Source organism: Lysinibacillus sp. FSL M8-0337, assembly GCF_038593855.1.
GTDB classification, from domain to species: Bacteria; Bacillota; Bacilli; order Bacillales_A; family Planococcaceae; genus Lysinibacillus; species Lysinibacillus sphaericus_D.
Window position 1 is genome coordinate 2297279 of record NZ_CP151996.1, and the last position, 12195, is coordinate 2309473.

Here is a 12195-nt window from a genome sequence, read left to right on the forward strand (position 1 = left end):
CTGTTGCATTTGCCATCTGCTTTATTTTATATGCAGAATGGAATTCTAGAAAATAAATGAGTCCATTTGTTATGGACTTTTCAAACTGTAGAAACTTGTTTTTTCTTTCAAGATACTTTTCTAACACTCGCAAGCCCTACCACGACTTTTCATTGTAGGGCTTGCTTACTTGTAGATTTCTGATACAGAGAGCTCCCCTATTACAGACGTGACTGAAGCATTCTATCAAGTGCTAGCACGCGCTAATCCATTGATGCTGAAGATAAACGAACGCTAAACTTACTTCAGCGTTCGTTTTAAAAACTCTTTTGTACGTTCATGTTCTGGGTTTACTAGCACCTTCGATGGTGGTCCCTCTTCCACAATTACCCCTTTATCCATAAATACAACACGATCTGCAACTTCCTTCGCAAACTCCATTTCATGTGTTACGATTAACATCGTATTTCCAGAATCCGCTAACTCTCGCATAACTTTTAAGACTTCCCCGACCATTTCTGGATCTAGCGCAGATGTCGGTTCATCAAATAGCATCACATCTGGATTCATCGATAATGCCCGCGCAATCGCTACACGCTGCTTTTGACCACCAGAAAGTTGACGCGGCTTAGCATTGACGTATTGATCCATGCCAACGATTTTAAGATACTTCAAGGCTGTTTTCTCTGCTTCTTCTTTTGAACGTTTTAACACCTTTACTTGCCCTACTGTACAATTTTTTAACACATTATGATTGTTAAATAAATTAAACTGTTGGAAAACCATTCCTAAATGGGTACGATAAGCTTTAATATTATGCTTTTCGTCTAAAATATTTTCCCCTTTATAAATAATTTCGCCACCGTTTGGCGTTTCAAGTAAATTAATGCAACGTAAGAGTGTTGATTTACCGGAACCTGATGAACCGATTAAACATACAACCTCTCCTTTTTCTACTTTAAAATTCACATCTTTCAACACTTGGTTACGTCCAAATGATTTACTTAAATGCTCTATTTGAATGATTGCCATTTGTTCGTCCCCCTTAGTCAATTTCCTTTAATTCTTTTTGATAAGCATCCGGTCCATCAAGGCGTTTTTCAACGTATAATAAAATTCTTGATGCCGTAAATGTCATGATAAAGTACAGCACACATGCCACAAAGAATGATTCGAAATAGCGGAAGTTATTACCTGATATTGATTTCGTTTGGAAAAATAGTTCTGTTACGCCAATCACACTTAAAACGGCCGTATCTTTAATATTCATAATTAATTGGTTGCCTGTTGCAGGTAAAATATTACGCGCAACTTGTGGTAATACGACATACATCATTATTTGCACATGACCCATCCCAATGGCAGAAGCAGCTTCGTACTGTCCTTTATCAATGGAAACAATCCCTCCGCGAACAATTTCTGCCATATAAGCACCTGTATTAAGCGAAACGACTAAAATACCTGCCGTAATAAAGTGCATATCAATACCAAAAGCAATATCTAGTCCGTAAAATACTACCATTGCTTGTACAATCATTGGTGTACCACGGAAAAATTCTACATAGCATGTCAGTATAAAATTAAAACATTTTAATACATAATATTTTATACCTTTTTTACGTACTGGAATGGTATGCATAATCCCAATAAAAAATCCGATAAATGCACCAATGACTGTACTGATAATTGAAATAAGTAATGTATAATACGCACCTCGTAAAAACATTTGCCAGTTGTTTTCTATAATAGAAATGATCCAATCTAAACTCATGATGTTCCTCCTAACAACGCGTTGTTGCTTGATATCAAATATGCCTTAGCGAAATCATCTCTTCATTTGAATGATGTTGCTTTATTCAAATTATGTGAAATACACCATAGACATGAACATTTATCAGAAGGTGCCACCCTTCTATATAAACGAAAATAATTGAGGCTACCCCATATATGCTCCAAGCATACTATTGCCTTTGATGATAGCTGACCTTTGTCGCATTACGTAAGATTCAAACTTCTAAATCAAAAAATAGTATACTAGAAGTACTTCCAGTATACTATTTTCCATTTTGGCGCAACCCCAACTAAATTACTGTGCTGCTGGTTGTTGAAGAATTGCTTCTTCCATAATTTTTTGGCGATCATCTTCTGAAATACCTTTTAGGATTTCATTGATTTTATCTAGACTTGCATCACCTTTACGTAAACCAACTGCAATGGAAGTATTTGAAATATCTGTATCAAAGCCTTCTTCGAATGATACAAATGTAAATTTGTCATTCGCTGCTGCAGCAGAAATACCTTCTGGACGCTCTGCTACATAACCATCAATTTTGCCTGCTTCTAAAGCGACACGCATTGCAGAGAAGTTCTCCATTGCTGTTTGTTTTTCTACGCCCTTAATTTGATCGATTACATTGTAGTTAGACGTATTTAACTGTGAAGTCACTTTTGCACCTGAAAAATCTTGAATAGATTTTGCATCTTCATATTTACTACCTTTTTTAATTACCATGACGAAATCAGAAGTATAGTAGTTTTCTGTAAAATCAATTGTTTGTTTACGTTCTTCAGTTGGAGACATTCCGGCTACAATCGCATCAATTTTTTTGGATTGTAGAGCTGGAACTAAACCATCCCATTCCATTTTGACAATAACTAATTCTTTTCCTAAACCTTCAGCAATCTTTTTCGCCATTTGTACATCATAGCCGCCTGCATATTCTGCATTATCAGCAATTTTTACTGCACCATTTGCATCATCTTGCTGTGTCCAGTTAAATGGAGGATAACCTGCTTCCATACCTATACGGAATTCTCCACCTGCTTCTTCTTTCGCCGCATCGCCTGATGCTTTGTCTTCTGATTTGTCTCCAGCACCACAAGCTGCTAACAAAATCGCTGTCATTGCCGTTAACATAAATAGCAACCATTTTCTTTTCATCTAAAACTCCCCTTTTCTGTAAAAAAAATAAAGCAACTGTACAAAAAAAGACCTAAGTTTTGAACTTAGGTCTTACCTTTTATTGACAGTTGCCCAAATCCTCACTATAATTTCCATAATTCTGAGATAGCACAACCTAGTAAACTGGAATTAGATTTACTAGGACAGTCCTGCACTTATTCACTGCAGACCCAGCATAAAAGTACGAGCTCCTTTTATACTTCGGCGATATTTCCTTCTCCATTACGTCTTCGCTTGCTTTAACTCAGCAATGGACTAATAAATACCGCGCCTCTACCTCACATAATTAACAGTGAGGTTTGTTTATTTAATTGATATTTAGATATTACTATAAACCTAGTCTATTCGTCAAGATAGTTTTATCATTTTTCTGACTAATGACAAAATTAGGTTATTATCCTTCTAAAATCCATAAATTACATCTAAGAAAGTAGAAATATTGTAATTATTATTTTATATTTTTTCATAAATAATTATTATGTTCAACACCGCTGACCATACAAAAGATTCAGTATCTTTCTACATTTAAAGGCCTTTAGACTAACTTAATAATACAAAATTCAGACTATTTCTTTATAACCTTACCTAATTCCTACGATTCCTGCCTTTACATGGACAACAAAAAGCCCTGCAAACCGTTAAGTTTGCAGGGCTTTAATACATTTTTTTCGTATTAAGAATTTAGTAATAAATCTTCTGGATTTTCAAGTAATTCTTTAACTGTTTTAAGGAAGCCTACAGAATCTTTACCATCGATAATACGGTGGTCATAAGATAGTGCTAAGTACATCATAGGACGAATTTCTACTTCACCGTTCACTTCTACTGGACGTTTTTTAATTGAGTGCATTCCTAAAATAGCAGCTTGCGTACCGTTCATAATAGGTGTTGACATTAATGAACCGAATACACCACCATTTGTAATCGTGAATGAACCACCTTGAAGATCAGCGATACCTAATTTTTTATCGCGAGCTTTTTTAGCTAAATCTGCAATTGAATCTTCAATTTCAGCAAAGTTTTTACGATCAGCATCGCGAACAACTGGTACTACTAAACCTTCTTCAGTTGATACAGCTACACCAATATCAAAGAAGTTATTTAAGTGAATTTCATCGCCAACGATTTGAGCATTCACATATGGGTATTTTTTAAGAGCAGCCACTACTGCTTTAGTGAAGAATGACATGAAACCAAGCTTAGAGCCAGTTGACTCAAAGAATTGTTCTTTTTTACGTGAACGTAATGCCATTACGTTTGTCATATCTACTTCATTGAATGTTGTAAGCATTGCTGTTGATTGCTTCACTTCTAATAGACGTTTAGCAATTGTTTGACGACGACGGCTCATTTTTTCAATTGTTACACGAGATTCGTCAACAGCTACTACTGCTTTTGGTGCTGCTGGCGCTGCTTGTGGTGCTGCCACTGGTGCTGTACCATGAGCTGCAACATCTTGTACACGTACACGGCCTTGTGGATCTACTGGAGATACAGCTGCAAGGTCAATACCTTTTTCACGAGCCAGTTTACGTGCTGCAGGAGACGCAATAACACGCTCACCTGAAGTTTCTTCTACAACTGGTGCTGGTGTTGGAGCTGCTGCTTGTGGCGCTGCTGGTGTTGGAGCTACTGCAACTGGTGCTGCAGCTGGTGCTGGTGCTGCACCTTCGCCAGCTTCAACAACTGCGATTACTTGACCTACAAGAACAGTATCGCCTTCTTCAGCTAAAATTTGTGTTAATACGCCAGCTTCTTCAGAGATGATTTCAGCGTTTACTTTATCTGTTTCAAGTTCAACGATAAATTCACCTTTTTCAACGCGGTCGCCCACTTTTTTAACCCACTGTGCAATACTACCTTCTGTAATCGATTCTGCTAATTCAGGGACTTTAATTTCAGCCACTTTCATTTCCTCCTTTGATTAACGTGCATAATGCACATAAAAGGGCTACCGCCTTAGGCAAGTAGCCCAGCTTCCAGTAATGTTGATATGTTTATTTAACTTTAACCGTTTCAGCCACTGCTTCTTCAATAACAGCAGACTGAGCTGCTTTATGAGAATCTGCATCGCCTTCTGAAGTTGAGCTCATTGCAGGACGACCTACATAACGAAGCTTTTTACCTTCAGATAGCTCATATAATGTTTCTAATGCGTAATTCCAAGCACCTTGGTTTTTAGGTTCTTCTTGCACCCATGCAATTTCTTTTACATTTGGATACTTAGCAATAATATCAGCTACTTGCGCTGTTGGGAATGGGTAAAGTTGTTCTACACGCACAATGTGTAAGTGATCGAAGCCTTCTCCATCTTTTACGCGGTCTGCTAAATCAATCATTACTTTACCAGTACCTAATACAATACGCTCAACAGAATCCGTTTTTGTACCTAATCCTGGTTGCTCAATTACTTCTTGGAATGAACCATCTGCTAATTGCTCAGCACTTGCTGCTGCTAATGGATGACGAAGTAAAGATTTTGGTGATACAACAACAAGTGGGCGTACACCCTCTGTTTCTAACATTGCTGCTTGACGGCGTAATAAGTGGTAGTAGTTACCTGCATTTGAGCAGTTCGCAACAAACCAGTTATTTTCTGCTGACATTTGTAAATAACGTTCCATACGACTTGATGAGTGTTCAGGACCTTGACCTTCATAACCATGTGGTAAAAGGATGACAAAGCCTGATTTTTGACCCCATTTAGAACGCGCACCTGAAATGAAGTTATCAAACATTACCTGTGCCATATTTGCAAAGTCACCAAATTGTGCTTCCCAAACAGATAAAACATTGCCTTTTTCTAGATTGTAACCGTATTCAAAGCCTACAACTCCAGCTTCAGTTAATGGAGAGTTGTGAACTGTAAATGAAGCATTTGCACCTGAAATATGGTGAAGTGGTGTAAATACATTGCCGTTATTTTTGTCATGTAACACTAAATGGCGTTGTGAGAATGTTCCACGTTGCGCATCTTGACCAGTAAAACGAACAGGTGTACCGTCTTGAATAATTGTGGCATATGCTAATGTTTCAGCATGACCCCAGTCAATTTTAGCAGAAGTAAATGCATCGCGACGTTTTTCTAAAATTTTACCTAGTTTCTTTTGTGGCTCGAAGTTTTGTTCAAACACTAAAAGTTCTTCGTTAATTGTTTGTAAACGTTCAGCACCTACTGCTGTATCAATTTGTGGGAATTCAATTTTTAATTCTTCTGGCATCTCTAACTGTGTATGTTCATCTTTAGCTGCCATTTCTTTTACGTGATCGTAAGCCACTTGCATTTCAGCATAAATTGCAGAATCAAGTGCTGCTACTTCATCGGCAGTAACTAGGCCTTCTGACACTAATTGCGCACCATACAATGTACGAATTGTATCATGTTTTGCAACAAGTTTATATGTTTCTGGGTTTGTTACAGTTGGGTCATCTGTTTCATTATGACCATGTCGACGGTAACCAATTAAGTCAACAATAATATCTTTACCAAATTTTTGGCGATAGTGAGCCGCAAAACGACCTACTTGTGCTACAGCTTCTGGGCTATCTGCATTAACATGTACAACTGGTACTTCGTAACCTTTTGCTGGGTCAGAAGAATAAACAGAAGAACGTGAGTCTTGTAGTTCCGTAGTGAATCCAATCATATTGTTCGCAATGATATGAATTGTACCACCAGTTGAGAAACCTTCTGTTTTAGAATAGTTTAACACTTCTGTTACAATCCCTTGACCTGGGAATGCAGCGTCACCATGCACAAGGATACCTAGTCCTTTTGCAGGATTATGCACAGCTTGCCCTGGCTTAGATGTATCATCTTGTGTTGCACGAGTAGAACCTAATACTACCGGATTCCCAACTTCTAAGTGTGAAGGGTTATACGCTAGTTTGACATTCATACCTGATTCACGTGTATAGGAAGCACCCATGTGGTATTTCACATCACCAGTCCAACCTTTTGTAATTTCAAGTCGACCATGCTCTGGCATAAATAAGTCGTTTGAAACATGTGCAAAGTCAGAGAACATCATGTCATATGGCTTATTTAAAATATGTGTTAGCACATTTAGACGACCACGGTGTGCCATACCAATACGTACATTTTCTACTTTGTTTGCTTCTACTGTTTTTAAAATTTCATCAAAAAGGACGATTTGAGTATCTAAACCTTCACCAGAGAAACGTTTTTGACCAACAAATGTTTTATGAATAAATTTCTCGAAGTTCTCAACACGTGTTAAACGGTCTAATAACGCTTTTTTCTCATCTGAAGATAATGCTTGTTTTAAAGAACCAGATTCAATTTGAGATTGAATCCAATCACGTTCTTCATTTACAACAACATGCCCATATTCAAAAGCTATTTTATCTGTATATACAGATTTTAAATAATCAATTGCATCCTTACCATTTTTCACGCCCGCTGGCACATCTTTGAAGAAGATAGCAGCAGGAATTTCTGCTAAATCCGCAGGACTTAAGTTGAACGCACTTTCTTCAATTTGCGCTGTTTGAAGTGCACGATTTTTCAAAGGATAAATATCTGCTGCTAAATGTCCTTGTGAACGAATTGCATCAGCTAATTTAACAGCTGCCAATACCTTTTTATAATCGCCAGCAGGAGCTGCTGAACCACTTACTACAGCTACATCACCTTCTACTACGACTGGTGCACCAAATTGTTGGAATAATGATACTAACTCCGGTTCTACTTCTTCAGGAGACTGTAAGAATAAGTCGTATTGCTCCATCACATATCCTAAGTTAGGACCAGAGAAAGCTGACCATGGAGAACTTACAGTTGTAACGTTGTTCGACATGAAAAATGACCTCCAAATTTTGCCTATCGGCAGTTCCATTAATTAAATTACAATTAATTATATAATATTTTCCCGCTCATTAAAAGGATGTTTGACACAACTTATCCATAATTTAAAGAACGTTTTTTCCATCTCAATCTTACTACTCTTCACAGAAAATACAACTCTTTTTAGCAAATTAAGCAATTTTTTTCTCAAAGGCTAAAATTCTTAAATAAAGCGTGTATTTTTCTTAATATTTTAGCGGTATCTTCAGCAAGAAAACGGTTCCAACATTTACTTCACTCTTGACTTCTATTGAAGCATTATATTTTTCAAGTAACATTTTAGAAATACTTAACCCTAAGCCCGTACCGCCAATTTGACGATTTCTTGCTTCATCAACACGGTAAAAACGATCAAAAATATAGGGAATGTTTTTTTCAGCTATCCCAATCCCATTATCTGTTATTTGAAACTCCACTTTATCACCCTTCACCAAAAGGGAAATATTTACTTTCGGAACTTTTTCACAATAACGAATGGCATTTTCTACTATATTGCGAATTACTTGACCAAGAGCATTGGGTGTTATAAAAACAGCCCCAATTTCACCATTTTTCGACAGCGTAATAGTTGCATCTGGATACAATTTCGCCATTTCACTTATAACACCTTCAATGACTGCTACCGGATTTGCCTCACTCGTTTCATCTTTCTCTTCACGTCGTGCAAGTTCAAGCAACTCTTCAATCATTTTTCGCATCCTAGTAATTTCCGTTAATGATGTATCTATCGATTCCTCTAGAATAGCTGGATCATCCTTCCCCCACCGCTTCAGTAGTGAGAGATGGCCTTCAATTGCTTGAATAGGTGTCCGCAGTTCATGAGAAGCATCCGCAACAAATTGCTGCTGTTGAGCAAACGATATTTGTAGTTCATTCATCATTGCATTGTACATTTTCAATAAGTCACCAATTTCATCTTGTGATGCGTAAGATAGCTGGATAGGTTCATTAAAACCTTGGTCCATAACCGTTTTCATTGATGCACGCAATGCATGAAGTGGTTTCGTTAAATAATTCGCTAAATAATACCCAATGGAACCTGAAAGGAACAATGCACCGACTCCTGCAATAAGCATAGCGGTCAACAAATAACGCATTAAGGATTCAAAACGTGTTAACGGATGAATCACTTGAATATATACTTGAAAAAATCCGAGCTTTATTGGCTCGTTTACGACATATGCATCTTTTTTATCAATGGTCATTTGCACAATTTCTTGCATCGGAGAAAGAGGTGCAGCTTTTGAGGCATTATTAATTCGCAAAATTTCAATACCATCATTATTATATAGTCTAACCGTTTGCTCGCGATCCACAATCGATTTTAATAATCCTGTATTTTGCTGGATTTGTTGGATTGATATATTTGGCCCTTGTGATTCTAAAAATGAAGCGACGTCATCTCTTGTTCGTTTCACTTTACTAACTTCATCATTTAATAGCCAAGTATGCAATGAAACATAGACAACGATACAAATTATAGCGTAGCTAATAAAAATGACCGCACTCGATGTCAACATCCACTTTCTTTGCAAAGAAAGATTGCTGAAATATGCATTTATTTTGTTCATTCACGCATCACGTATCCTACCCCACGTACGGTTTCGATATAGGCATTTAAATCACCAGGTAGTTTTGTCCTTAGATGACGGATGTATACATCCACAACATTTGTCTCAATATCTGCATCATATCCCCAAATGGAAGTTAATATAAGCTCTCTTGTACATACACGATTTTTATGTTCTATTAATAACTTCAACAAATCATATTCGGTTTTTGTAAGATCCAGTTTTTGACCTTGCACTAATACCTCATATGCATCAATATCGATTTCAATATCTCGAAAATGTAATGTGTGACCCACCATTTTTTCATTAGGCTCCACTCGACGTAAAATGGTACGTATACGTGCCAGTAATTCTTCAATGGCAAACGGCTTCACGATGTAATCATCGGCTCCTGCGTCTAAACCCGCAACTCGATCCATCACAGCATCTCTGGCAGTAAGTAAAATAATGGGTACTTGAGACTGCGTGCGAATACGACGACAAATCTCAATCCCATTAATACCAGGTAGCATGACATCTAATAATAGAACATCATAGTTTTCTGTAGTAGCAAGTGCAAGCCCTTCCCGCCCATCAAAGGCTACGGTCACATCATAGCTTTCATGCTGTAACTCCAGTTCAACAAAACGAGCAATATGTTTTTCGTCTTCTACTAATAGTATTTTTTTAGGCATCTAATCACCTTCTAATTCAATCTAATAACTTCTTTTCTATCATAGCACTAGCATAACATCATTTAAAAAGCCTGTACCACAAGTAAATACTCGTTTGTACAGACTTATTTTAAAGAGGGCCAATAAATAAATTGTTTTTCCCACTTTCCTTCGCCTTATATAATGCTTGGTCTGCTAAATCCATTAGCTCCTCTAACGTAGTTGCATGGTCTGGATAATAGGCAATTCCAATAGATGCAGTAGGTGCAAAGAAATGATTTTCGATTGTCCAACCTTTTTTTAATTTATTGCGAATACGGTTAATGATATGCATCATTTGACCTTGCCTTGCTTCAGGTTTACGCGTTAAACCTGTTAAAATAATGATAAATTCGTCCCCACCCATTCGAATAACAAGATCGTGACTACGGACAGATGTTATTAACACCTTGCCAAATTTGCGGATAAAATCATCCCCCATATCATGTCCGAATTGATCATTTACATCTTTAAAATCATCTCCATCAATATATAACATGGCAATACATGCGTCTTTTGCATGTGCGTCCATCAGTATTTTTGGAAATTCCTTTGTTAAATACCTTCGATTCGGTAGCTGCGTTAAACTATCATGATAAGCTAGATAAAGTAAATCATTTTCCCGTTCTTTACGATGGGTAATTTCACGTGAAACCATAATAATTTGTGAGATTGTTTCGCGTTCCGAATCATGAACGACCGTTACATTGCCTTCTGTCCAAACAGGTGTGCCATCTTTCGCTTGGAGCAATAACTCAAATTGTGTATCCGTCTTCTCTGTAAAATCATTTAGAAACGCTTGCCACGCTGGTTTACTTTGCTCATCAATAATATCACTGTAAAACTGTCCTTGTAATTCAACAATGGCATAACCTAAATACATTCTGTAAGATGGTGAGGCATAAATAATGATGCCATCTTCATTTAAGATGACAATTAAATCATTTGTATTTTCAGTAATTAATCGGAATGTCCGTTCAATATTTTTTAATTCCGTTAACATTCTTTTCTTGTCCGTAATATCATAGTTAATGGATAAATATTGCTCCACTTGGCCAAATTCATTTTTCAAGGGCACAATAGCAGCCTCTACCCAATAGTCTGCATGATACTTTGTGCGGTAGCACAGCTCACCTCGCCACACCTCTCCTAATGCCAGGGTTTCATTGATTGCTTGAAAAACGCTTTTTTTATTATTACGGGGTTCAATAAGGTCATAAGGATGGCCTAGTAATTCACTGGCTGTAAATCCCGAAGCATTTAAAAATAAATCATTTACTTCCACGATTTTTCCTTCGATATCTAAAATAGCGATGGAAGTGGCAGAATTTAAAGCTGCCTTGTACACTTCAAGGCCATGAGATGTTGATCGCAATGCGGCCTGTTGTTCTGTAAATTGCGTAAAATCTTGCATGATTAAGAAAATAGCAAAGGAATTGTCTCCTTGCATTACTGGTGACATTGATACTAAATACATGCGCTCCTGTTGATCCAACGTATGTAATTTAATAAGCTTCTCTGCAATATTTTCGCCCATTGCTGCTCTTTGTAAATAGTCTTGTATTTTTTCTATTTCCTCTTTTGGAATGATGGGCAAATCGATAAATGGCTGATGTTTCACCATATCGTTATCCAAATCAAAATCTTCCATGAAGCTTGTATTTACTTCAAATATAGTACCTTCAGCAGATAAAATAACGGTTGAAAAAAAAGCGTGGTCAAAAATAGACCGCATAAATAAAAATTTATCTTCAACACTTCTGTCATATAAGATTTCTTTTGTAATAGCTAAAATATAGTATTCATTTCCGTCTTTAATCGGGCGGACAGATGTCTCATATTTTCGCACTTCCGATTGAACATAGGCATAATCGACATAATCGACCTGCTGATGTTGAGCAATTGCTCGATGATAATTTTCTTGAATAATGACAAAATTCCGACTAGAAGTAACAGCAGATAGCATTTTTCCAACGGTGTTATTGGATAACAGTACTTGGGCAGCTTGATTTAAGCGAATATATTGATAATCGTCTCCAACTCTCTTCATTAAATAGACGAAATCTTCTCCAATAAATAGTTGATTGAATAGTTTTTCGCTTAAAAGATATTCCATAATGTCAC

8 protein-coding genes and 1 riboswitch are annotated in these 12195 nt (G+C 37.0%); all 8 genes read right to left on the minus strand.

Going from position 1 to position 12195, the window contains the following annotated elements:
• Positions 1-279 precede the first annotated feature (279 nt).
• Positions 280-1011: an amino acid ABC transporter ATP-binding protein gene (locus MKY08_RS10910; RefSeq protein ID WP_069512546.1), complete on the minus strand. Its 732-nt coding sequence runs from the start codon at positions 1009-1011 to the stop codon at positions 280-282.
• 13 nt (positions 1012-1024) lie between these two features.
• Entirely contained in the window at positions 1025-1750 is a 726-nt protein-coding gene (locus tag MKY08_RS10915) for an amino acid ABC transporter permease (protein ID WP_069512545.1), read from the minus strand.
• Positions 1751-2065: 315 nt separating this feature from the next.
• Positions 2066-2920, minus strand: a complete 855-nt coding sequence (locus MKY08_RS10920; RefSeq protein ID WP_069512544.1) for a transporter substrate-binding domain-containing protein — start codon at positions 2918-2920, stop codon at positions 2066-2068.
• Positions 2921-3039: 119 nt separating this feature from the next.
• Positions 3040-3225: riboswitch (Lysine riboswitch) on the minus strand.
• A 389-nt stretch (positions 3226-3614) separates the two neighbouring features.
• Entirely contained in the window at positions 3615-4847 is a 1233-nt protein-coding gene (gene odhB / locus MKY08_RS10925; RefSeq protein WP_069512543.1) for a 2-oxoglutarate dehydrogenase complex dihydrolipoyllysine-residue succinyltransferase, read from the minus strand.
• A gap of 91 nt (positions 4848-4938) precedes the next feature.
• Complete coding sequence (locus tag MKY08_RS10930) at positions 4939-7761, minus strand: 2-oxoglutarate dehydrogenase E1 component (protein ID WP_069512542.1); 2823 nt, start codon at positions 7759-7761, stop codon at positions 4939-4941.
• Positions 7762-7993: 232 nt separating this feature from the next.
• Positions 7994-9379: a HAMP domain-containing histidine kinase gene (locus MKY08_RS10935; protein ID WP_069512541.1), complete on the minus strand. Its 1386-nt coding sequence runs from the start codon at positions 9377-9379 to the stop codon at positions 7994-7996.
• Positions 9376-10053: a response regulator transcription factor gene (locus MKY08_RS10940; RefSeq protein WP_069512540.1), complete on the minus strand. Its 678-nt coding sequence runs from the start codon at positions 10051-10053 to the stop codon at positions 9376-9378. The genes MKY08_RS10935 and MKY08_RS10940 overlap by 4 nt, the downstream gene beginning before the upstream one ends.
• Before the next feature lie 109 nt (positions 10054-10162).
• On the minus strand, positions 10163-12187 hold the full coding sequence (locus MKY08_RS10945; RefSeq protein WP_069512539.1) for a diguanylate cyclase: 2025 nt from the start codon (positions 12185-12187) through the stop codon (positions 10163-10165).
• Between the last annotated feature and the right edge of the window lie 8 nt (positions 12188-12195).

Coding starts and splice junctions, on each gene's coding strand:
- MKY08_RS10910 (WP_069512546.1), bottom strand. CDS start 1,011: ATGGCAATCATTCAAATAGAGCATTTAAGTAAATCATTTGGACGTAAC.
- MKY08_RS10915 (WP_069512545.1), bottom strand. CDS start 1,750: ATGAGTTTAGATTGGATCATTTCTATTATAGAAAACAACTGGCAAATG.
- MKY08_RS10920 (WP_069512544.1), bottom strand. CDS start 2,920: ATGAAAAGAAAATGGTTGCTATTTATGTTAACGGCAATGACAGCGATT.
- MKY08_RS10930 (WP_069512542.1), bottom strand. CDS start 7,761: ATGTCGAACAACGTTACAACTGTAAGTTCTCCATGGTCAGCTTTCTCT.
- MKY08_RS10935 (WP_069512541.1), bottom strand. CDS start 9,379: ATGAACAAAATAAATGCATATTTCAGCAATCTTTCTTTGCAAAGAAAG.
- MKY08_RS10940 (WP_069512540.1), bottom strand. CDS start 10,053: ATGCCTAAAAAAATACTATTAGTAGAAGACGAAAAACATATTGCTCGT.
- MKY08_RS10945 (WP_069512539.1), bottom strand. CDS start 12,187: ATGGAATATCTTTTAAGCGAAAAACTATTCAATCAACTATTTATTGGA.